Origin of the sequence: Aeromicrobium fastidiosum, assembly GCF_017876595.1 — a bacterium.
Taxonomy (GTDB): domain Bacteria; phylum Actinomycetota; class Actinomycetes; order Propionibacteriales; family Nocardioidaceae; genus Aeromicrobium; species Aeromicrobium fastidiosum.
Genome location: NZ_JAGIOG010000001.1, coordinates 3,689,232 through 3,710,540, shown reverse-complemented (window position 1 = coordinate 3,710,540; position 21,309 = coordinate 3,689,232). Strand labels below are relative to the sequence as shown.

The following is a 21,309-nucleotide window of genomic DNA, read 5'->3' as shown; positions in this document are numbered from 1 at the left end:
GGATCGGGGGTGTCAGGGAGAGCGAGTGAGCCGGCGGCCGAGACGTCGCCCGAGCCACGCCCCGTGATGGACGGTGAGCTGGCCGGCCTGCATGACCCAGCGGATGCCGGTGGGTTCGCGGTGGGGGTGCTCGTAGGTGGCATGGTCGGCAATGGCGAGAGGATCGAAGCAGACGAGGTCCGCGATCGAACCCGTCCGCACGACGCCACGGTCGGCGATGCCGAAGACCTCGGCGGGCAGCCCGGTCATCTTGTGCACAGCCGTCGGCAGGTCGAGCAGGCCGCGGTCGCGACTCAGGTGGCCGAGCGCTCGAGGAAATGTTCCGTGGCCGCGCGGGTGGCTGGAGCCCCCGGATCCCGGCGGCAACCCGTCGGAGGCGATGATCGCGTGACGGTCCGTCACGGCGAGATCGACGTCGGCCTGATCCATGGAGTGCTCGACCATGGTGACCTGACCCAGCTCGCGAACCAGCAGGTCGACCATCGCACCGAACGGGTCGCAGTCCCACTCGTCGGCCAGGGCAGCCAACGACACGCCCTCGTGACTGCCTGAGCCCGTCCCGGCGATCACGAGGCCTTCCCAGCCGGCCGCGGCCACAGGGTTGTCCCAGTCGTGTGGCGAGGGTGAGAGCACGTCGTGCCGTATGCGGTCCCGCACGGAGGCGCTCGTGAGTCGGCTCAGCATCTCGGCGGTGCCGCCCACGAGCGACCACGGGGGCAGGCAGGCCGTGAGTCCGGTGGACGCGGCCGTGTAGGGATAGACGTCGTGGTGGACGTCCAGGCCCCGGCGGCGAGCTCGGTCGAGCCTCTCGAGGGCGATGCCCATGGTTCCGTGGTTCCGTCGACCGGTCGCCTTCAGGTGGGAGACCTGCAAGCGGCAGCTGGCGTCGCGGAGGGACCCGATGGCCTCGTCGAGGGCGGCGATCAGATGGTCGGATTCATTGCGCATGTGCGTCGCGTAGACGTGGTGGGCGGACAGAGAGCTGACCAGCGTCGCCACCTCGTTCGCTTCGGCGAAGGCACCTGGCGGGTAGATCAGACCCGTCGACAGGCCGAAGGCACCAGCCTCGAGGGCGTCGTGAAGCAACCGCACCATCGTCGACAGCTCGTCCGGATCGGGCGCACGATCATCGTGTCCGAGAACGGCCTCACGCAGACTGCTGTGTCCGACCAGGTGGCAGGAGTTCGTCACCTGGGTTCCACCGTCGACGGCGTCCAGGTAGTCCCCGAAGCCCGTCCACGAGAGGTCGGCGTCCGGCCCGGCGATCCGGGTGGCGACCTCTCGGTGCGCGACGCCCAAGGGTGCCAGCGAGGTGCCGCAGTTGCCCACCACCTCGGTGGTCACGCCCTGGAGGATCTTCGAGACGTCGTCACCGGCCAGGGCGAAGGCGATGTCGGCGTGCGAGTGGACGTCGATGATCCCTGGGGTGATCGTCAGACCGCCGACATCGATCGTCCGGGCATCGGTCGATGCGAGATCGCCCGGCTGGGTGACGGCGCTGATGCGGTCGTCCTCGATGAGCAGGTCGGCGCGACGTGCCGGCGAGCCGGTGCCGTCGATCAGCCAGCCACCCGTCACGGTGGTGCGTTCGCTCATCGTCTCGATCCGATCAGCTCGCGCGTCTCGACTGACCAGTGTGCGACGACCGAGGGGTCGACCTCGACGCCCAAGCCTGGGCCGGAGGGCACGTCCAGTCCGCCATCGCGCAGGACGAACGGCTCGGTGATGTCCTCGGCGTAGTACCGCTGGCTCGCGGAGACGTCACCGGGCAGGGTGAAACCGGCCAGTGCGGCGAGCGCGACGTTGCCGGCCCGGCCGATGCCGGTCTCGAGCATGCCGCCGCACCAGACCGGGACGCCCTGAGCCACAGCCAGATCGTGCACGGCTACGGCGTGGAGATAGCCGCCCACGCGGGCCGGCTTGATGTTGATGATGCTGCAGGCACCCAGGTGCAGTGCTGTGCGAGCTGTCGTGACGTCGCGGATCGACTCGTCGAGGCACACCGGGGTGGCCCAGCGGCGTGTGGCTGCCGCGTGGGTCAGCAGATCGTTCTCGGCGAAAGGCTGCTCGATCAGCACCAGATCGAAGGCATCGAGACGGGCCAGGTGCTCGATGTCGCGGCCGTCGTAGGCAGCGTTGGCATCCACCTGGAGGTCGATGTCGCCGAAGGCTTCGCGAACGGCTCTCACCGGTTCGACGTCCCAGCCCGGTTCGATCTTCAGCTTGATGCGTGGATAGCCCTGTTCGACTGCAGCGCCGACTTCGTCGAGCAGCACCGGGATCGACTCGGCGATCCCGACCGAGACGCCGGCCCGCACGTGGGGTCGGACGGCACCCAGACGGTGAGCGAAGCTGACTCCGGCCGCCCTCAGCTCGGCATCGAGCACCGCCGTCTCGAGCACGTGCTTGGCCATCGGGTGTCCGCTCACCGGGGCGAGCGTGCGGGCGACGTCGGCTGCCGTCAGCGTGTCGCCGGCAGCCAGCAGTCGTGGGAGGAGGTGGTCCGTGATCACGATCGACGCGCTGTCCAGAAACTCCTCGCTGTACAGCGGCTCGGGATCGGCGGCGCACTCGGCCCACCCGATCGCGTCGTCCGTCTCGATCCTCAGCACGAGTGCCTCGCGCGCGGTGGAGGTGCCGAACGAGGTCCGGAACGGCCGAACCAGCGGAAGGCGGAGGCGATACATCCGCACGGAACGAATCCTCATGCGCGCTGCTCCAGGACGTACCATCCCGCGGTCGTCAGACCGGCGACCGTCACGTGCCGCGAGCGCATCGGGGCGGACATGTGGGTCCGATAGATCTGCGTCCATGCATCGCTCGCCTCCGCGTCAGTGGCTCGCAGGAACACGATGTCGTCGGGGATCCGCAGCCACGTGAGAGGCCCGTCGCGGATGACAGCGGGCAGGCGGTCGGGGCCCTGCTCGATCGTGACGGCTCCGGCGGACCAGCCCGGCGACGGGCGGCGCGGATCGGCATCCAACGGCCAGTCGACCACCAGTCGGTCGCTGGGGCCGCCGTCGTTGAAGGCGTCGTGTACAGCACCGAAGAAGTCCTCTTCGTACCCGCTCGTGTGGGCCCCGAGCCGCAGCAGGTTGAAGTGGGCGTTGAGTCGCAGCAGCGGATCCACGGTCCAGCGGATGTTGCTGAACCCAGCCGACAGCGCCCAGGCGCGCTGGTGCTGCTTCATCATCTGGCCGAGGCCGCGACCCGTCTGCCCGGACGTCACGCCCACCACGATCGAGTACAGGGTGACCTGGTCGGCTGGTGTCGCGACTGAGGCCGCCACCAGGGTCTCGTCCTCCCAGCAGCCCGCCACATGGCCGCCGGCATGGGTCACGGCGCGCAGGATGTCGAGGGGAACAGGCGACGATTCGCTTCCCCAGATGCTGCTCAGCACCTGCTCGACCTCGCGAAGTCGGCTGATGTCCGTCACGTCATTGATGGGCATGCGCACATCCTTCCGTTCCGGCACCGTGCTGTCTTTGGTGAGATGCACAGTGTCTTGGGGTAGAACTTAGTGGTTCTGCACTGGAGGGCCGGTAGGGTCGTCGCATGTCTAGTCGCGATGACCTGTCGGTGGACGAGCTGATCGGCCGATGTGGGCTGGCTGATCTGACCGTGGCGTGCGGTGACGTCACTCGAGTCGTGCGATCCGCGATGTGCACGATCCACGACCCGCTCGTGCCCATGGACGCGGGAGGCGCAGGAGTTCTTCTGGCAGTCGGTGTCGCTGCCGCCGATCTGCCGGAGCTGGTCAGGTCGGCGGAAGCGGCAGGCTTCGACGCCGTCGTGGCCCGCGGTGCCGCTGAGACGGCCGAGCAGCTGCCCGAGACGGGGCTGGGCGTCCTCGACCTGGGTGCCACCCTCACCTGGTCGCAGGTCGAACGTCTGGTGTCGGGCATCTTGACGATGGAGTCGAACCGGCACGGCGGCGACCTGTTCGACACCGCCAACACCACGGCCTCACTGCTCGGTGGTGCCGTCACGATCGAGAACCTCGACCAGACCGTCTTGGCCTACTCGACCGTCGACGGCCAGGTGATCGACGAGGACCGCCGTCGGTCTATCCTCGGACGCCACGTTCCCACCCTTCCGGAGAACGACGAGCAGTACGCCGCGGTGTTCGCATCGTCCGGGGTCGTGCGGATCACCGGCGTGGGACATGCACTGGACCGTCTGGCCATCGCGGTTCGCCTGGGCACCGATGTGCTGGGTTCGATGTGGGTCGTCGACGAGGGAGGCCTGCTACCTCGCGACGCGGACTACCTGCTGGAGCGCGCAGCCGACCTGGTCGCGGTGCAGATCGTTCAGAACCGCAGCGTGTCGACCTTCGAGCGGGAGCAACGCGCGAGCCTGGTGCAGGCTGTTCTGGAGGGGCGGCGGACCGCGCGACCTGCCGTGTCCCGCCTGGGCATGCCAGCTCGAGGCCCGTTCGTCGTGGCGGCGCTCGCGGTCGACTTCGTGGCATCTGCCGGAGGTGGCGCTGACGTCGAGACCCATCCGCGGTGGAACCGTCTGGTGACGATGGTCAACGTCTTCGTCTCGGCCTGGCAACCGACCGCGGGGGTGTGCGTGCTCGGCGGCACGATCTACATCCTCGTTCCTGGTGTCGTGGCCACGGATGTCGAGCGTGTGGCAGCCAATGCCGCGATCCTGGTGGAGAGGGCGGCAGCGACGGGCATCGTCGTGCGGGCCGGCGTCGGATCGGTCGTGATGTCGGTCGACGAGATCAGCTCCTCGCGCCGAGAGGCCGAACTACTGGCCACTATCCTCGGTACCGAGGACGATCCGTCCGTCCTGACAGCGCTGTCATGCCAGAGCCGTGTCGCCCTGTGGTCGCTCGCCCAGGTGCTGGCGGAGCAGCCTGTCGTCGCCTCTGAGCCGATCAGCAGGCTCGAGGCGCACGACGAGCAGCGGGGCACTGATTTCGTGCACACCGTCGCGACCTGGTTCCGCCACCGCATGGACACCAAGCGCACCGCCGAGGCGTTGTCGGTGCATCCCAACACACTGCGCTATCGGCTGGGCCGAGCCCGCGACATCAGCGGGCTGCGCGACGAGGCAGACGATCTGCTGCTGGCGTGGTTGACGCTGCGGTCGCGCTACGACCCGGCCGGATCGCCGCGGACATGACCGTCTCGTGCAGACGGGGTCCAGCGATCAGGCGGTCCGGCGTTGGTCGACCAGCAGGGTGACCAGCGCCAGCACCGCGAGCACTGCGGCACCGATCGAGAACGCGATGCCGGTCGGGTCGAGGCCCCACCGGTCGGACGCGATGCCGCTGCCGATGACGGGCACCGAGATCGCCACGTAGGCGACCACGAAGAACGCCGACGTCGTCCCGGCGCGCTCGTGCGGCTGCACGCGCACCAGCACGGCGGCGAGTCCCTTGCTGAACGAGATGCCCTGCCCGGCACCCGCGACGACGGCCGCGACGAGCATCAGCCACAGGCTCTGGGTGGCCAGGGACACCGTGAACAACAGCATGCCGACCGCCAGCAGCGCGCAGCCGAGGGTCGCGCCGATGTCGCTCGAGATCCGGTGCAGCACGACCTGGGCGATGACGGACGCGGCGAACAGGGCGAAGACCACCGACACCGACACCACCGCGTGCGGTTGGTCGACGGCCTCGCCGACGAACCGCGGCGACACGGCCGTGAACAGACCACACACCGCGAATCCGGCGAACCCCGCGATACCGGCACCGATGAACGTCGTCCTAGCCGCTGCCGGCACCCGCGGGCGTTGCAGGCTGGGGCGCGCGCCGGGCACGACGTCGACCGTCTCGGCCACCTGCGTCAGGAGCAGCAGCACGAGGGCCGCGGCCACGGCGTGCACGACGAACGTCAGGTGCACGGGCCACGGGAACGCCTCGACCAGAACGGCCGCGATGACCGGGCCGAGCCCGAGCCCGCCGATGTTGGCGGCGGTCGCGACGAGCGGGGCCCGCGATCGCCACCGCTCTGGTGCCGACTCGATGACCGCTGCGGTCGCGGTGCCCACGTAGATGCCGGCCGAGACGCCGGACACGGCTCGGGCGACCAACAGCACCCACGTGGCATCGGCGACGAGGAAGACCAGATCGCTCGCGAGCGACGTCGTGAGACCTGCGACGAGCAGCGGCCTGCGCCCGAGGGCGTCCGACCAGCGACCGAACAGCAGCAAGGCTGCGAGGACGCCGAACGCATAGGTCGCGAACACGATCGTGATCGTGGTGAGCGAGAAGCCCAGTCGCTGCTGGTAGAGGCCGTACATCGGGGTGGGGAGCGTCGTGCCGATCATCGTCACGAGGAAGGCGAGCACGATCACCGTGAACGCGCGGCCTCCGGTCAGGCGGGACATGTCGCTCCTTGTGGTGGGTCGGACGTCGGGGACAACGCGGCCGGCCCGCGGATCCATCCCGGGGGCCTGCCGGTGGCGGGAAGGTGTCACTTTGGTGTACCGGCCAGCCGGTACACCAAAGAGGTGATTTCGCGGTACGCTCCCCGTGACGTCGGCCACAGGTCGGCGCGTTGGAGCGGCCGTGACGCGATTCGCCACGGCCCGACGAAGGAGGAGTCACATGTCGCGCATCATCAACCAGGTCGCGGTGTTCGGGCTCGGCAAGGTCGGCGAGCTCGTCGCCGACCTGCTGGGGGAGTCGGGCTTCAAGGTCGTCGGCTACGACGCCGCCGCACGTCCCGATCTCGTCTTCGAGACCAAGCTGCTCGACGTGCAGGACGCCGACGGCCTGCGGGAGTCGCTGCGCGGCGTCGACGCCGTCGTGTCGTGCCTGCCGTTCAACCTCAACATCGCGGTCGCCGAGGCGGCGTACGACGCACGGGTGCACTACTTCGACCTCACCGAGGACGTCCCCACGACCAACCGCGTCATCGAGCTGGCCTCCGACAGTCCCGCGGCCGCGTTCGTGCCGCAGTGCGGCCTGGCGCCCGGCCTGATCGGCATCATCGGTGCCTCGATCGCCAAGACCTTCGACGAGATCCGCTCGATCGAGCTCAAGGTCGGTGCCCTCCCGCAGAACCCCACGGGACTTCTGGGCTACGCGATCAACTGGTCGCCCGAGGGTGTCGTCAACGAGTACCTCAACGACTGCGAGGTGCTGCGTCAGGGGCACCGGCAGATGGTGCCGGCCATGACCGAGAAGGAGCGCGTGTTCATCGGCGGCATCGAGCTCGAGGCGGCGCTGACGTCCGGCGGGCTCGGCACGATGTGCGAGACGTACGAGGGGTCGGTGCACCGCCTCGACTACAAGACGCTGCGCTACCCCGGGCACTTCGACCAGATGCACTTCCTGTTCGACGAGCTCAACCTGCGCGAGCAGCGCGATCTCGTGGGGCAGATGCTGGTCGACTCCAAGCCGCCGGTGAACGACGACGTGGTCTACATCCACGCCGCGGTCGAGGGACGCAAGAACGGTCAGCCCTTCCGCGAGAACCACGTGCGCGCGTACAAGCCGCTCGACATCTCCGGACGCACGTGGCGCGCGATCTCGTGGACCACGGCGGCCTCGGCCGTCAGCGTCGTCGAGCTCGTCGCCGACGGCGTGCTGCCCGCGACCGGGTTCGTCAAGCAGGAGGACATCACCCTCGAGGCCCTCTTCTCGACCCAGGCCGGTCGCCACTTCGCCGAGCAGGGCACCGTCTGACCCAGCGCCGTGACCGCGAGTGCTGGGTTCTGGACAGTCTGGGACGGCGTGTCTGTCCAGGACGCGGCACTCGAGGCCCGGAACCCAGCACTCGGCGGCCTCGTGGGTCAGACCCAGATCGCGGGATGCAGCTCGCCGCGCGGCTCCGGGGGGAGGCGCTCTGCCAGGCCGTCGGCGAACCGGCGGGCGGTCCAGGCCGTCGCCGCGGCGTCGAGGACGTCGTCGACGGCGACCCCGCGTTGCCGCTCGGTCATGACGCGGAGCCCGTGCGCCGCGAGCAGCGCCCGCCGTAGCGACTCGCCGGCCGACGTCTTCTTGCCGTCGACCAGCACCCCGCCGTTCATCGCCGCGAAGCAGACCTCGGGGTGCGCCTCGACGACCGGGACATCCGGGGTCGTCGTGAGCCAGTCGTGCACGTCACGGATCTTGGGCACCAGGTACCAGGCCTGCTTGCTGAGCCCCAGCCCGAGAGCCGCCCGGTTGGCGGCATTGGCCGCGGGATAGTCGGACACCTCGAGCACCGCCGCAGCGGGAGCGTTGAACACCGTCGAGGCGCGCCCCGGCAGGCGTCCGCGCGCCAGGCGCTCGGCTTCGCGCGGCACGTCGGCCGGCAGGTCGATGGGGGTGTCTATCGCGATCGCGTCGACGGCGCCGGCAGCGGCGACCAGCTCGGCGATCGTCGGGCGCACCAGGACCTCGGTGTCGTCGCCATCACCCCAGACGACGCCGACCCAGCCGTCCTTGCACCCGTCGACCCCCAGTACGGCTCCCATGACCCGCATCCTGCCACCGGTCCGATCCCGCGGCCGGGAAGTGTCGGTGGCCTGCGGGAGGGTGAAGCCATGAGCAGAGAGTTCCAGGTGACGTTCGACTGTGCAGACCCCGCAGCGCTCGCGGCCTTCTGGGCCGAGGCGCTGGGCTACGAGGTGCAACCGCCGCCCGAGGGGTTCGAGTCGTGGGACGACGCCCTGCGCGCCTTCGGCGTGCCGGAGAGCCAGTGGAACTCACGGTCGGCGATCGTGGCCGATGGTGCTCCGCGCGTGTTCTTCCAGCGGGTGCCCGAGGGCAAGACCGCCAAGAACCGGGTGCACCTCGACCTCCGCGTCGCACCCGGTCTGGTCGGCGACGAGCGCATGCAGGCGCTGGAGGCAGAGGCGTCCCGGCTGGAGGCGCTGGGCGCTGGGCGTGCCTACCGGGTCGAGCCTGATGGCGGCATGGAGCACGGCTTCATCACGATGCACGATCCCGAGGGCAACGAGTTCTGTCTCGACTGATCGGCGTCTCCTACGCTGTCGAGCATGATGACAGCTGCGAGCCGATTGACCATGGTGTTGGCCGCGATCGTCCTGCTCGCCGGGTGCGCCGGCGGCGACGGCGGGGGAGCCGCGGATGCCGGCCTGGGCGGACGCCCCAGCGCCGACGCCATCGCGTCCGCGATCGAGGACGGCGTGTCAGGGCTCGGGGCCTCGCCCACCCAGGCCGACTGCGCGGCGAAGCTCGTCGTCGACTCCGACATGTCCGACGAAGCCATCGGCCGCTACGTCGGCGAGGGCAACCCCGGCTACGTCGATCCCGACGACTACGCGTTCACCCAGAGCGACCGCGAAGCCTTCGACGAGCTCGGTCGCGCGCTGGGGTCCGAGTGCGGCGTGCAGCAGGGTGCGGGCTGACCCCTCAGCGCGCCGCGCACCGCGAACGTCGGTGCCGCACGGCACAATGGACGGGTGAGTCTCTACCGCGACACCGGCATCGTGCTGCGGGTCCACAAGCTGGGTGAAGCCGATCGCATCATCACGCTGCTGACCCGGCAGCGCGGCATCGTGCGGGCCGTGGGCAAGGGCGTCCGCAAGACCACGTCGCGGTTCGGTGGACGGCTCGAGCCGTTCATGCACGTCGACGTGCAGCTCGCCGAGGGCCGGTCGCTCGACGTCATCACGCAGGTCGAGACCGTCAACGCCTTCGCGAAGGACCTCGGCCTCGACTACGAGGCCTACACCGCTGGCACCGCGATGCTCGAGACCGCCGAACGGCTCGTGCAGGAGGACGGCGAGCCGGCCGTCGCCCAGTTCCAGCTGCTCGTGGGCGCCCTGCGTGCTCTGCGGGAGCGACACATGACTCCTGGCCTGATCCTCGACTCCTACCAGCTGCGGGCCCTGTCGATCGCGGGCTACGCGCCGACGTTCGACGGATGCGCGCGCTGCGGCGAGGAGGGCCCGCACCGCAGCTTCCACGCGGCCTCGGGCGGCATGCTGTGCAACGACTGCCGCGTCGCCGGGTCGGCCGCACCCTCGCCGTTCACGGTGACGCTCCTGGCCGGGCTGCTCAGCGGCGACTGGCCCACGGTCGGGGCGTCCGACGACAGGTCGCGTCGCGAGGCCAGCAGCATCGTCAGCGCCTACCTGTCGTGGCACCTCGAGCGGGGGCTGCGCTCGCTCAGCCACGTCGACAGGTGAGAGATCGATGAACGAGACGAGTGACCGATGAAGCGCCAGGTCCGCCGGCCCGTGCCGCACCCCTCAGGGGCGACAGTGCCCAGCATCCCGCTCGCGCAGGTGCCCCGGCACGTCGCGATCGTCATGGACGGCAACGGCCGCTGGGCCAAGCAGCGGGGCCTGCCGCGCACCGCGGGGCACGAGATGGGCGAGGCGGCGCTGTTCGACGTCGTCGAGGGGGCCATCGAGATCGGCGTCAAGGCCGTCTCGGCCTATGCCTTCTCCACCGAGAACTGGAAGCGGTCGCCCGACGAGGTGCGGTTCCTGATGGGCTTCAACCGAGATGTCATCCGTCGCCGCCGCGACGAGATGCACGAGCTGGGCGTGCGAGTGCGCTGGGCCGGCCGGCGTCCGCGGCTGTGGCGCAGCGTCATCAAGGAGCTCGAGACCGCCGAGGAGCTCACCCGCGACAACGACGTCCTCACCCTGACGATGTGCGTCAACTACGGCGGCCGGGCCGAGATCGCCGACGCCGCCGCAGCGCTGGCTCGCGACGTCGCTGCCGGGCGGGTCAACCCCGACAAGGTCACCGAGAAGACCTTCGCCCGCTACCTCGACGAGCCCGACATGGAGGACGTCGACCTGTTCTGGCGCACCTCGGGTGAGCAGCGCACCAGCAACTTCCTGTTGTGGCAGTCGGCCTACGCCGAGATGGTGTTCAGCGACATCGCCTGGCCCGACGTCGACCGCCGTGCGCTGTGGGCGGCCATCGAGGAGTACGCGGCGCGCAACCGTCGCTACGGCAGCGCCTGAGCCCTGCCGGTCCGCAGTTTCCCAGGTCCACCCCGGATTCGACGGTCTCCGCCTGTCGATGTCGGGGTGACCCCGAAAGCGGTCACCGCACCCCGGTTGCATCCGGTGTGAGGTGTCGGTCTTCGGGGTGCACCTCCAAAACTTCCGGGGTGCACCTGGGAAACCACCGTCACGTGCCGGACGGCCAACGGCCGACCGTGGCCGACGAGGTCAGGAAGGTGCCACAGGCCACGGAGCCCCCGCCAGCACGTCCTGGATCGTCGACCTGAAGCCCGGGCACCGGGTCATGTCGTGCGCCTCGCACTCGAAGGCGTGCACGGCCATCGCCCGCGAGAGCTCCATCTCGCGCATCCGCCGGTCGAGGTCGGCGATGTGCTCCTGCAGCACGGCGTGCCGCTTCGGCCCGTGATCGTCGTCGAGCAGCACCGCGACCTGGTCGAGCGTCATGCCAGCGGCCTTCGCCCGCAGGATGACCGCGATCCGCACGACGTCGTCGTCGCCGTAGAGCCGCCGGTCGGCACCGTCGCGAGCCGGCGACAGCAGTCCCTTGTCCTCCCAGTGGCGCAGCACATGGGTGTCGAGGCCGAAGCGGGCGGCGGTGTCGCCGATCGACCGGAGTGATGCGGACTCGGGACTTGACTTCATGTCGACATGAACTCACATGCTGGAGCTTCACGCAAGCATCGAAAGGTCTCACCATGGATCACCTCACCTCTTCAACCGCCCACGCCACCCACGACGTCATCGTCATCGGCGGCGGACCCGCGGGTCTGCAGGCCGCCCTCACCCTCGGACGCATGCACCGCTCGGTGCTGATGCTCGACTCCGGCGAGTACCGCAACGCCACGGTCGAGCACGCCCACAACTACGCGACCCACGACGGCATCGCCCCGGCAGAGTTCCGTCGTCTGGCTCGCATCGACCTTGCGGCCTACGACACCGTGGAGGTGCGCCCGGAGCCGGCGAGCCGTGTCGAGCAGGATCGCGACGACTTCGTCATCCACCTGGAGGGAGGGACGACTGAGCGTGCGGCCGCCCTGGTGCTCGCCACCGGCGTCCGCGACGCCCTGCCCGACGTGCCGGGCCTCGCCGAGGCGTGGGGCAAGGAGATCGCTGCCTGCCCGTTCTGCCACGGGCACGAGCTCGCCGGGCGGACCATCGCGCTGGACGTCGATGGGGCGCACTTCGATCGGCTCTCGGCCATGCTGGGCCGTCTGGGCTCCGAGCTGGTCGACGTCCACGGACGCGTCCGGACGATCGCCCGTGCCGGCGGCGGCCTCGACCTCGCGATGGACGACGGATCGATCGTGCACGTCGACGGGATGTTCATCGCGCCGACCTTCAGCCAGTCGGCCGCCTTCGCAGAGCAGCTGGGCCTCGAGCTGAACGAGTCGGGATGCGTCCGGGTCAACGCCCTCCAGGCGACCTCGGTGCCAGGCGTGTTCGCGGCAGGTGACGCGGCGCACCACCCCGAGCTGCCGATGCCGATGTCGTCGATCGTCACCTCCCAGGCCGCGGGCATGGTCGCGGGCGCGGCGGCCGTCCACCACCTGCTGGCCCGCGAGGCGACCCAGGTCGGCTAGGCGTCGAGGGGTCCCGGCCACGACCGATAGGCTGGGGCCCTATGCGTATCGCCAGGTTTGCCGGGGACGACGATCCTCGTTTCGGAGTCATCGGGGACGACAACGGTGTCCCCACCATCGCCGTGCTGAACGGAGACCCGCTCTATGCGGGGCTCAACCTCAGCGGCCAGAAGATCCCGCTCGCGGACGTGCGTCTGCTGGCGCCGGTCATCCCGCGCAGCAAGGTCGTGTGCGTCGGCAAGAACTACGCCAAGCACGCCGCCGAGATGGGCGGCGAGGTGCCCGAGGAGCCGCTGATCTTCCTCAAGCCCAACACCAGCGTCATCGGGCCCGGGGAGCCGATCTTCTACCCCGAGCAGAGCAGCAACGTGCACTTCGAGGGCGAGCTCGCGGTCGTCATCGGACGCATCTGCCGCGACGTGCCCGTCGACGACGCCAAGAAGGTCATCTTCGGCTACACCGTCGCCAACGACGTCACGGCGCGCGATCTGCAGGCCAAGGACGGTCAGTGGGCCCGCGCCAAGGGCTTCGACACGTTCTGCCCCCTTGGGCCGTGGATCGAGACCGACTTCGACCCGTCCGACGTGCAGGTCACGACCCGCCTCGGCGACGAGCTGAAGCAGGACGGTCGCACGTCCGACATGGTCTTCACGGTCCCCGACGTCATCGCGTACGTCTCGTCCTTCATGACGCTGCTGCCCGGCGACGTCATCCTGACCGGAACGCCCGACGGCGTCGGTCCCATGCAGGTCGGTGACTCGGTCAGCGTGACGGTCGAGGGCATCGGCACCCTCACGAACCAGGTGGTCTCCCGCAATGACTGACGCTCCCACGACGGCCGCTTCGACAGGCTCAACGGGCGCTCGCCCCGTCGTCGCGCGGTTCTGCCCGTCGCCGACCGGCAACCCGCACGTCGGCATGGCGCGCACGGCCCTGTTCAGCTGGGCCTTCGCCCGCCACCACGGCGGGACGTTCGTCTTCCGCATCGAGGACACCGACACGTCGCGCGACAACGAGGAGTCGTACACGCTCCTCGTCGAGGTGATGCGCTGGCTCGGCCTCGACTGGGACGAGGGTCCCGAGGTCGGCGGCCCCCACGGCCCCTACCGCCAGTCCGAGCGCATGGACATCTACGCCGACGTTGCCCAGCAGCTGCTCGACGCGGGCTTCGCCTACAAGGCGTACGACACCGCCGAAGAGCTCGAGGCCCGGCGCAACGCGGCCCGTGCCGCGGGCAAGCCGAGCGGCTACGACGGCCTGCACCGCGACCTCACCGACGGGCAGCGGGCCGCCTATGAGGCGGAGGGCCGCGAGCCCGTCATCCGATTCAAGATGCCGCACAAGGACTGGACGTTCACCGACCTCGTCCGCGGCGAGATCACGTTCGGCTCGGAGAACGTGCAGGACTTCGTCATCGTCCGCGCCAACGGCCAGTCGCTCTACACGCTGACCAACCCCACCGACGACGCCATGATGGGCGTGACCCACGTGCTGCGCGGCGAGGACCTGCTCAGCTCGACGCCCCGTCAGATCGCCCTCTACGAGGCGTTCGCCGAGATCGGCATCGGGGGAGGGTTCACGCCTGAGTTCGGGCACCTGCCGTTCGTGATGGGCGAGGGCAACCGCAAGCTGTCGAAGCGCGACCCGGAGTCCAACCTGCTCGACTACAAGCCCAAGGGCTTCCTGCCCGAGGGCCTGCTCAACTACATGGCGCTGCTGGGCTGGTCCATCGCCGACGACCGCGACGTGTTCAGCATCCCCGAGATGGTCGAGGCGTTCGAGATCGGCAGCGTCAACGCCAGTCCGGCCCGGTTCGACATCAAGAAGGCCGAGGCCATCAACGGCTCGCACGTGCGCCTGCTGAGCGAGGCCGAGCTGAGCGACCGGCTCGTGCCCTACTTCCAGGACGCGGGTCTGATCGACCCCACGCCCACCGGCACGCAGCTCGGCATCCTGGCCGCCGCGACGCCGCTGGTGCACGAGCGCATGACGCTGCTCACCGAGGCCGTCGACATGCTGCGCTTCCTGTTCGTCTCCGACGAGGAGTTCACGGTCGACGAGGCCGACGCGGCCAAGAATCTCGACGAGAAGGGGCTCGAGGTCGTCCGGGCCGCGCGGGAGGCCCTCGATGCGATCCCCGGCACGGCGGAGTGGACGACCAGCACGATCGAGGGTGCGCTGCGCGTGGCCCTGATCGACGGCATGGGGCTCAAGCCGCGCCTGGCGTTCGGACCCGTCCGCGTGGCGGTGACGGGCAGCCGCATCTCGCCGCCGCTGTTCGAGTCGCTCGAGCTGCTGGGGCACCGCAAGACGATCCTGCGCCTCGACGCAGCTCTCGGGCAGATCGCTCAGGGGTAACCCGGTTTGGGCTGCGGGTGCACCGTCGGGTAAAGTTTGACCTCGGTTCGGACAGCGTCCGCAGCCATTGGGATATGGTGTAATTGGCAACACAGCGGTTTCTGGTACCGCCATTCTAGGTTCGAGTCCTAGTATCCCAGCGAAACCCTCTGAGCGGCCTGCGAAGGCCTTTTGGTAGGGTTCTGGAGGTCGCAAGACCACCCCATGGCCCCGTTGTGTAGCGGCCTAGCACGTCGCCCTCTCAAGGCGGTAGCGCGGGTTCGAATCCCGTCGGGGCTACCATGGACACAGACCCCCTGACCTGCGGAAACGCAAGGTCAGGGGGTCTTGTGGTTGCCGGACCCACGCAGCACCGCGGCCGGCTCCCCGAGGGGCCGGCCGCGGTGGTGGCGAAGGCGCAGCGGATCAGCGGATCCTGATCGTCACCTGCTTGGTCGTGCCGGAAGCCGCCACGCCGCTGCCTGCGAAGGTCGCCCGCAGGCGGTGCGTGCCCTTCGACAGCTTGAGCGTGAGTGTCCGGGACGATCCGGTCTTGACCCAGACCGTCTTGACCTTCTTGCCCTTGTCGGTCACCACGACCGAGCCCGCGGTCGGGACGCCCGGCACGGTCAGGGTGACCGTCGCCCTGGCCTTCTTGGCACCGCGCACCTTCTTGGCCGTGAGCGTCAGCCTCGAGACTGCCTTGGCCACCGTGATCGCGGCCGGAACGCTGGTCGACGCCGTGTAGCGCGTCGACGAGGGCGCGAACGTCGCGACGACCGAGGTGGTTCCTGGTGCGAGACCCGGCACCGCCAGGGTGGCCTTGCCGCCGATCGTGGTGCCGGAGGCGACGACCTTGCCGCCTGCCGTGAGCTCGACGGTTCCGTCGAGTGCTGCACCCGACGCGTCGGAGGCGGCGACCGTCACCGACGCGGACGCCGGATAGGTGACCGGTGCGACCGACGTGATCGACACGCCCGAACCTCCGGGTGCCACGACCGCGTCACCCGTCGGTCCGGCCCAGAACAGACCGCGAGCAGCCTGACTCATCCCGCCCTTGGGGAGGGTGCGGAAGAACACCGACGTGCCGAACACCATTGACTTGGCACCTGTCGTGGGCTTCTCGTACGACACGACCGAGGCCTTGCCTGCCGCGGCGTCCGGACCGTTCGTCTCGGTCGTGCCCCGCCAGTGGCCCGCCAGGAACGGCTTGGCCGCATAGGTCTGCTCGACCTTCACGCCCTCACCGAGCCCCGTGAACGAGTACGCCGGGTAGATGAACGCGCTGTCCTGCGCGAACGGAGCGAGCACCGAGTCCGCCGGTGTGTCGACGTCGACGATGCCGTTGCCTGAGCCGTTGCCGTTGACGACGGTTCCCTTCATGAGACCGAATGACGCTGCGGCGTTGAAGCCCGCGCTCGACCGGCCCACGATCGAGCCACCCGCGTCGACGAACTGCTGCGCCGCGGTGCGCGCTGCCGTCTGGTCCGACGTCGGGTTGAACGTCGATCCGACCCACAGCACGTCGACGCCCTTGAGCAGCGTCGGGTCGGCGGTGAGTGTCGCGGCCGTCAGCGGCACGAGATCGTCGAAGCCGAGCTCCTGGAGCGAGAGCTTGTCGTCCTGCGTGCCGACGTACCCGACCGTCAGGTCGGTCAGCGCCTTGGTGCCGGCGTCGTCGAGGGCGTCCAGATCGGCCTTCGTCGCGACGTCGAGGTCGATGTCGAACGTCGACGCGACCTGCTTCGCGGCGTCGTACGACTCGGGGCCGATGACGGCCGAGCCGTCCGCGAGCATCGAGACCGACTGCTCGTCCTCCAACAGCGCGTTGAGCGCCCGGTAGTCGGCGACGCCCGCGACGTCGAACGTCAGGTAGTCGGCCTTGGCCGGCGTCGAGACGTTCGAGGCGGGTGCCGAGACCGGGGTGGCGGTGCCGAACGGTGCGTCGGTGGTCAGGCCGACCTTGGCGACCGTCGCGCCCCACGTGTACGAGTAGCTCCAGGCGGAGATGTCGTACATCGACGGGACCTTGGCCGAGATGTCCTCGCCCAGGTCGAGCAGGGCGTTGGCCAGGCCGCGCAGGGGCTGGTGCATGTCGACGACGTACGAACCCTTGGGGTAGGTCGTGCCGTCCACCGTTGCGTCGGCCGACAGCGTGCCCACCTCGACGTCGTGGGTCAGCAGCTGCTGGACCAGACGGCTCGCGTCGCTTGCCGAGCGCTGGCCGTCGCCCACGGGGATGACGTACGCGCGGGGAAGCTCGATCTTCTCCTGGTCGTCCACGACGTCCCAGAGGGCGCGCCACTGGGTCGGTCCGGGGACGCTGGTGACCTTGCTGACCGTCAGGTTGTCCTTGGGCTCGCCTGCGACACCGCGGCGGAAGGCCTCGATCTGGTTCGTGATCATGTCCTTCGCGGTGGCGGCCGTGTTCATGTAGTCGACGATGCTGGTCATCGTCTTGTAGGCGACGGCCGAGTTGATGACGGCGTTGGCCGGCGACTGGCGTCCCGACGGGCTGCCGTTGCGGGTCTTGGGCAGCTCGACCGTGGCCGCGGCGGCACCGAAGAACGACGCATACTGCGCTGTGAAGATCGGTGGGAAGTCGTCCCAGCCGTCAGGAGTGTCGCGGTAGGGGATCTTGATGTGCGCCGTGTCGGCCGACGTGTTCTCCGAGACGATGGCGCCGGTCTGGATGTTGCGGTACGTGTTGCCCGGGATGGCAGCGTCGACGACGTCCTTCTCGACCTTGAGGGCCAGAGCGTAGTTGTGCGGCATCACGAGGTCGTACTCGTAGTTCGAGCCGTGCGGCGGTCCGGTGGGCTCCATCTGCAGCACGTTGGTGTAGCCATGGAAGTCGGCAGCGTAGATCGGCTGGATCGCCTGCGCCTGACGGATGAACGACTTCGTCTCAGGCGTCGTGTTGGTGATCATGTCGCGGTTGGGGTCGAGCCCGAGCGCCGTGGCGCGGGTCGCGTTGCTGCGGCCGTCAGGGTTCAACGACGGCGAGAAGTAGAGCCGGTTGTTGTCGAGGATGCTGCGCACCTCGGCGATCGGCGCGGTCGCGAGGTACTCGATGTACTTCATCGCCGCATCGGTGCCCTCCCACTCGTTGCCGTGGATGTTGTTGCTGATCCACACGGGCGTCTTGTAGTCGCGCAGCAGGGCGGTGTCCTTCGCGGCGGCGTCGGGATCGGACTTGATCTCGGTCTTCCAAGCGGTCTGCTGCTCCGTCTCGGCCTCGGACTCCGGTGCCGTCACCGTGACCAGGTACAGGTCGCGCCCTTCGGTCGACTGGCCGACGACCTGCGCCGAGACCCGGTCGCTCTCCTCCATGAGGTCGAGCAGCTTCGGGGCGATCTCGGGGTGCCCGATGAGCTCGGCGGAGTGCGCCGCGTCGTCGGCGTTGGGACGGTAGATCTTGAGCTGCGGCTGGTAGGGGTATGACGTCGGCATGGTGATCGGGTCGCCGGCGACGGACGACTCGGCAGCGCGCTTGACGACCTGCGCCTTGCTGAGCGGCTCGACCGTCGACGCGGTCGAGGGACCACGGCCGGGTGCTGGGGCCGGGGTGGATGTGCTGGACGACGGCTCGACAGCGGACGCCGCGATGCTGGTGCTCGAGAGCACGCAGGTCGCGGCGAGCGCCATCCCGGTCACGCCGATGAGAGCGCGAGAGTTCCTCACGATGGGCTCGTTCCTGTGGGTGCGGATAAGTGCCGCCCGGTGGGACGGCACGATGGTGAGGACAGCCTGCCCTGACGAATCAGGCCTTCAGCCTCGGTTAACCGAGCATTAATGTGTCGTTTGGACGAAGACCCGCGATGCCAGAGCAGAACCGACAACGCCCACGGTCAGCCGACACGTGGTCGAAACACGGCACGATCCCGCCTCGGCACTCCCGGCCCGCACGTGGGCTCCGGCGGCAACGTCGGCGTAACGTCCGGTGTCGTCGCGAGCACTACGTTCGGTGCATCCGTTCGTCCTCGGGCCAGTCCTGGGGCGGCACGACCTCCAGGAGGGGCGCATGGCGCACGCAGCACGACACCTCGCACGACTCGTATCGCTGGCACTGGTCAGCGGGACACTCGTCGCCACGGCCGGTGCCGGGACGGCCCAGGCCGTCGAGGCCGTCGCGGGTGGTCTCAGCGCCGGCGACACCCTCTTCCCGAACCAGGGCAACAGCGGCTACGACGCGGTGCACTACGACATCGACGTGACGGCCGACGTCGCGGTGTCGAGCACGGCCGGTGCCGTGGCGACCACGACGTTCACCGCCGCGAGGACTGCCGTGACCGCCAGGACGACCGGGGCACCGCTGTCGTCGTACGCCTTCGACTTCCAGGGCTCGACCGGGACGCTGGAGGAGAGCGCGCTGGTCGTCGACGGGGTCACGGTCGACGGCGTCGCGGCAACCTTCGAGCGCATCGAGGAGACCACGACGTCCGACGCCACGACCGACGTCCACAAGATCGTCGTGACGCCGGTGGCCCCCGTCGACGGCGAGTTCACCACGGTCGTGACCTATCACGGCACGCCCGTCGCACACACCGATACGGACGGCTCGTCGGAGGGATGGAACAACACGCAGGACGGCGGGACGTTCCTCAACCAGCCGGTCGGATCGATGACCGTGTTCCCCAACAACAACACGCCGCGCGACAAGGCCACCTACTCGATCAGCGTCGACGCGCCGACCCAGCTCACGACGTCGTCGTCGGTCAACCCCGGCCTGCGCGACGCCGCGGTGGTCAGCAACGGTGAGCTGACGTCGAGGACGCCGAGCGAGGACGGCACGCGCACCACGTGGGTGTGGGACCAGAACAGGCAGATGGCCAGTGAGCTGACGCTCATCTCGATCGGTCGCTATGACGTCTACGAGTCCGACATCGCCCTCGCGAGCGGCCGGACGATCCCCGAGTGGTCGTTCATCGATCCGTCGATCTCGACCAACAGCCAGGCGACGACGCAGGCCACCCGTGCCCGGCTGAAGGACGTCGTCGACTTCCTGGAGGAGCGCTACGGACCGTACCCGGGCAACAGCATCGGCCTGGTCACCGACGTCGTGCCGAGCTCGATCAGCTACGCCCTCGAGACGCAGGACCGCTCGTTCTTCCCGACCAGGGCCAGCCTGGGCACCACGATCCACGAGGTCATGCACCAGTGGTTCGGCGACAACGTCTCGCCCGTCGACTGGAACGACATCTGGCTCAACGAGGGCCCCGCCACCTATGCGGAGTACCAGGTGCCGTTCGAGGGACTCGGCACGACGGACACCAGCACCGAGCAGGCGATCTTCGACACGTGGGACGAGACCCCGGCCGACGACGAGCTGTGGACCGTGCCGACCGCGGACATGTCCGAGGCGTCCCAACTCTTCGGTGCACAGGTCTACGACCGTGGGGCGATGGCGCTGGAGGCGCTGCGCACCTCGATCGGCGCGGTGCCCTTCGCCGAGCTGATGCGCCAGTGGCAGTCACGTCACGGCGGCACGAGCAGGCGCACGATTGACTTCATCGCCCTGGCCGAGGAGGTCTCGGGCCGCGACCTCGACGCGTTCTTCGAGACGTGGATCTACACGACCGGCAAGCCCGCCTGGCCGGCGAAGTTCGACCTGACGCTCGACGGTCCCGGCGGGGCGCTGGTGCCTGGTGAGACATCTGCGTTCTCGCTGTCGACCACCAACACCGGCAGGGTCGAGCAGACCGGAAGCGTCGTCATGCTCGACCTGTCGACGATCCTGTCCACCGTGGCGCTGGGAGACCTGCCGGACGGGGTCGGGGTCGACGGCACGACCCTGACGTGGACCGTCCCGTCGACGGCGGTCGGCGGGACGTCGAAGGTGGCGATCCCGTTCACAGTTCGCGCCGGCACCGTGGGTGCAGCGGGGCGGGTCGTCGCCAGGGCCGACACGCTGGGATCGACCTGCTCCGGCTGCACCGCGGACCTCGTCGTGAAGGGTCGTCCGCTCGCCACGACGCCTGTCCCGACGATCAGCGGCACGACGCGTGTCGGAGCGTCGGTGACGGTCGTGCCGGGCACGTGGGACGAGGGCGCGACGCTGTCGTACCAGTGGCTGCGCAACGGTGTGCCGATCCCCGGCGCGACCGGGCCGGTTCGCGTCCTGACACCGACTGACTGGCGCCAGCGCATCTCGGTCGTGGTCACGGGCGCGAAGCCCGATCACGAATCGGTCAGTCGCACCACTGCGCCGACGAGCGTCCGTGTCGGGCTGCTCACGCTCCGCCCGAAGCCCGCGATCTCGGGGACGCCGAAGGTCGGCCGCCGGCTGACCGTGCAGCGGGCGACCTACGATCCCGGTGTGTCGCTGAGGTACCGGTGGTACGCCGACGGACACCGTGTCGGTGGCACGAGGGCGACGCTCAGGATCGCGAAGGCCTACCGGGGCAAGCGCATCACGGTGCGGGTGTCGGTGCGCAAGACCGGCTACGAGACGTGGACCAGAAGGAGCGGCAGGACGGCCAGGGTGCACTAGCCG

General features: G+C 69.2%; 17 protein-coding genes and 2 tRNA genes. 12 read left to right on the top strand and 7 right to left on the bottom strand.

All coding sequences use genetic code 11. From position 1 onward, the window contains the following. Positions 1–12: 12 nt before the first annotated feature. From JOF40_RS18500 to JOF40_RS18490, 3 genes are read right to left on the bottom strand one after another with little or no spacing between them, the layout of a single operon-like run. Complete coding sequence (locus JOF40_RS18500; RefSeq protein WP_129182591.1) at positions 13–1,596, bottom strand: N-acyl-D-amino-acid deacylase family protein; 1,584 nt, start codon at positions 1,594–1,596, stop codon at positions 13–15. Beyond that, complete coding sequence (gene menC / locus JOF40_RS18495) at positions 1,593–2,708, bottom strand: o-succinylbenzoate synthase (protein ID WP_129182590.1); 1,116 nt, start codon at positions 2,706–2,708, stop codon at positions 1,593–1,595. Before menC ends, JOF40_RS18500 begins: the two co-directional genes overlap by 4 nt. Then, positions 2,705–3,451, bottom strand: coding sequence for a hypothetical protein (locus tag JOF40_RS18490; RefSeq protein ID WP_129182588.1), 747 nt, complete (start codon positions 3,449–3,451; stop codon positions 2,705–2,707). The genes menC and JOF40_RS18490 overlap by 4 nt, the downstream gene beginning before the upstream one ends. Positions 3,452–3,555: 104 nt before the next feature. Between JOF40_RS18490 and JOF40_RS18485 the strand changes: the two genes are divergently transcribed. Continuing rightward, the gene (locus JOF40_RS18485) at positions 3,556–5,136 is read left to right on the top strand and encodes a PucR family transcriptional regulator (protein ID WP_129182586.1); all 1,581 of its coding nucleotides are present in this window, start codon (positions 3,556–3,558) and stop codon (positions 5,134–5,136) included. A 27-nt stretch (positions 5,137–5,163) separates the two neighbouring features. On the opposite strand, the gene JOF40_RS18480 is transcribed toward JOF40_RS18485, so the two are convergent. After that, positions 5,164–6,345, bottom strand: coding sequence for an MFS transporter (locus tag JOF40_RS18480; RefSeq protein ID WP_129182584.1), 1,182 nt, complete (start codon positions 6,343–6,345; stop codon positions 5,164–5,166). Between the two features lie 220 nt (positions 6,346–6,565). On the opposite strand from JOF40_RS18480, the gene JOF40_RS18475 reads away from it, so the two are divergent. Next, entirely contained in the window at positions 6,566–7,648 is a 1,083-nt protein-coding gene (locus JOF40_RS18475; protein ID WP_129182582.1) for a saccharopine dehydrogenase family protein, read from the top strand. A 107-nt stretch (positions 7,649–7,755) separates the two neighbouring features. Here JOF40_RS18475 and JOF40_RS18470 read toward each other — a convergent pair whose 3' ends face one another. After that, positions 7,756–8,421, bottom strand: coding sequence for a DUF429 domain-containing protein (locus JOF40_RS18470; RefSeq protein ID WP_188111770.1), 666 nt, complete (start codon positions 8,419–8,421; stop codon positions 7,756–7,758). A gap of 69 nt (positions 8,422–8,490) precedes the next feature. On the opposite strand from JOF40_RS18470, the gene JOF40_RS18465 reads away from it, so the two are divergent. From JOF40_RS18465 to JOF40_RS18450, 4 genes are read left to right on the top strand one after another with little or no spacing between them, the layout of a single operon-like run. After that, the gene (locus tag JOF40_RS18465; protein WP_129182578.1) at positions 8,491–8,922 is read left to right on the top strand and encodes a VOC family protein; all 432 of its coding nucleotides are present in this window, start codon (positions 8,491–8,493) and stop codon (positions 8,920–8,922) included. Between the two features lie 24 nt (positions 8,923–8,946). Beyond that, the gene (locus tag JOF40_RS18460) at positions 8,947–9,318 is read left to right on the top strand and encodes a hypothetical protein (protein ID WP_129182576.1); all 372 of its coding nucleotides are present in this window, start codon (positions 8,947–8,949) and stop codon (positions 9,316–9,318) included. Positions 9,319–9,372: 54 nt separating this feature from the next. Beyond that, positions 9,373–10,101: a DNA repair protein RecO gene (gene recO / locus JOF40_RS18455; RefSeq protein WP_129182575.1), complete on the top strand. Its 729-nt coding sequence runs from the start codon at positions 9,373–9,375 to the stop codon at positions 10,099–10,101. Between the two features lie 27 nt (positions 10,102–10,128). After that, positions 10,129–10,893: an isoprenyl transferase gene (locus JOF40_RS18450; protein WP_129182573.1), complete on the top strand. Its 765-nt coding sequence runs from the start codon at positions 10,129–10,131 to the stop codon at positions 10,891–10,893. A gap of 210 nt (positions 10,894–11,103) precedes the next feature. On the opposite strand, the gene JOF40_RS18445 is transcribed toward JOF40_RS18450, so the two are convergent. Then, complete coding sequence (locus JOF40_RS18445) at positions 11,104–11,538, bottom strand: MerR family transcriptional regulator (protein WP_129182570.1); 435 nt, start codon at positions 11,536–11,538, stop codon at positions 11,104–11,106. Positions 11,539–11,591: 53 nt separating this feature from the next. Between JOF40_RS18445 and JOF40_RS18440 the strand changes: the two genes are divergently transcribed. From JOF40_RS18440 to JOF40_RS18420, 5 genes are all read left to right on the top strand, one after another. After that, positions 11,592–12,476, top strand: a complete 885-nt coding sequence (locus JOF40_RS18440; protein ID WP_129182568.1) for an NAD(P)/FAD-dependent oxidoreductase — start codon at positions 11,592–11,594, stop codon at positions 12,474–12,476. Between the two features lie 41 nt (positions 12,477–12,517). Further along, complete coding sequence (locus JOF40_RS18435) at positions 12,518–13,300, top strand: fumarylacetoacetate hydrolase family protein (RefSeq protein ID WP_129182566.1); 783 nt, start codon at positions 12,518–12,520, stop codon at positions 13,298–13,300. Continuing rightward, positions 13,293–14,834, top strand: a complete 1,542-nt coding sequence (gltX, locus tag JOF40_RS18430) for a glutamate--tRNA ligase (protein WP_129182564.1) — start codon at positions 13,293–13,295, stop codon at positions 14,832–14,834. Before JOF40_RS18435 ends, gltX begins: the two co-directional genes overlap by 8 nt. Before the next feature lie 68 nt (positions 14,835–14,902). After that, a tRNA-Gln gene (locus tag JOF40_RS18425) sits at positions 14,903–14,974 on the top strand. Between the two features lie 66 nt (positions 14,975–15,040). After that, a tRNA-Glu gene (locus JOF40_RS18420) sits at positions 15,041–15,116 on the top strand. A 123-nt stretch (positions 15,117–15,239) separates the two neighbouring features. On the opposite strand, the gene JOF40_RS18415 is transcribed toward JOF40_RS18420, so the two are convergent. After that, positions 15,240–18,497: a M14 family metallopeptidase gene (locus JOF40_RS18415; protein ID WP_129185982.1), complete on the bottom strand. Its 3,258-nt coding sequence runs from the start codon at positions 18,495–18,497 to the stop codon at positions 15,240–15,242. A gap of 340 nt (positions 18,498–18,837) precedes the next feature. On the opposite strand from JOF40_RS18415, the gene JOF40_RS18410 reads away from it, so the two are divergent. Further along, positions 18,838–21,306, top strand: coding sequence for a M1 family metallopeptidase (locus JOF40_RS18410; protein WP_129182563.1), 2,469 nt, complete (start codon positions 18,838–18,840; stop codon positions 21,304–21,306). Positions 21,307–21,309: the final 3 nt, after the last annotated feature.

Excerpts from the sequence above, each read along its gene's own strand:
- JOF40_RS18465 (WP_129182578.1), top strand. The coding sequence starts at position 8,491 with ATGAGCAGAGAGTTCCAGGTGACGTTCGACTGTGCAGACCCCGCAGCG.
- JOF40_RS18480 (WP_129182584.1), bottom strand. The coding sequence starts at position 6,345 with ATGTCCCGCCTGACCGGAGGCCGCGCGTTCACGGTGATCGTGCTCGCC.
- JOF40_RS18500 (WP_129182591.1), bottom strand. The coding sequence starts at position 1,596 with ATGAGCGAACGCACCACCGTGACGGGTGGCTGGCTGATCGACGGCACC.
- gltX (WP_129182564.1), top strand. The coding sequence starts at position 13,293 with ATGACTGACGCTCCCACGACGGCCGCTTCGACAGGCTCAACGGGCGCT.
- JOF40_RS18485 (WP_129182586.1), top strand. The coding sequence starts at position 3,556 with ATGTCTAGTCGCGATGACCTGTCGGTGGACGAGCTGATCGGCCGATGT.
- JOF40_RS18435 (WP_129182566.1), top strand. The coding sequence starts at position 12,518 with ATGCGTATCGCCAGGTTTGCCGGGGACGACGATCCTCGTTTCGGAGTC.
- JOF40_RS18445 (WP_129182570.1), bottom strand. The coding sequence starts at position 11,538 with ATGAAGTCAAGTCCCGAGTCCGCATCACTCCGGTCGATCGGCGACACC.
- JOF40_RS18460 (WP_129182576.1), top strand. The coding sequence starts at position 8,947 with ATGATGACAGCTGCGAGCCGATTGACCATGGTGTTGGCCGCGATCGTC.
- menC (WP_129182590.1), bottom strand. The coding sequence starts at position 2,708 with ATGAGGATTCGTTCCGTGCGGATGTATCGCCTCCGCCTTCCGCTGGTT.
- JOF40_RS18475 (WP_129182582.1), top strand. The coding sequence starts at position 6,566 with ATGTCGCGCATCATCAACCAGGTCGCGGTGTTCGGGCTCGGCAAGGTC.
- JOF40_RS18490 (WP_129182588.1), bottom strand. The coding sequence starts at position 3,451 with ATGCCCATCAATGACGTGACGGACATCAGCCGACTTCGCGAGGTCGAG.
- JOF40_RS18470 (WP_188111770.1), bottom strand. The coding sequence starts at position 8,421 with ATGGGAGCCGTACTGGGGGTCGACGGGTGCAAGGACGGCTGGGTCGGC.
- JOF40_RS18450 (WP_129182573.1), top strand. The coding sequence starts at position 10,129 with ATGAAGCGCCAGGTCCGCCGGCCCGTGCCGCACCCCTCAGGGGCGACA.
- JOF40_RS18410 (WP_129182563.1), top strand. The coding sequence starts at position 18,838 with ATGGCGCACGCAGCACGACACCTCGCACGACTCGTATCGCTGGCACTG.
- JOF40_RS18440 (WP_129182568.1), top strand. The coding sequence starts at position 11,592 with ATGGATCACCTCACCTCTTCAACCGCCCACGCCACCCACGACGTCATC.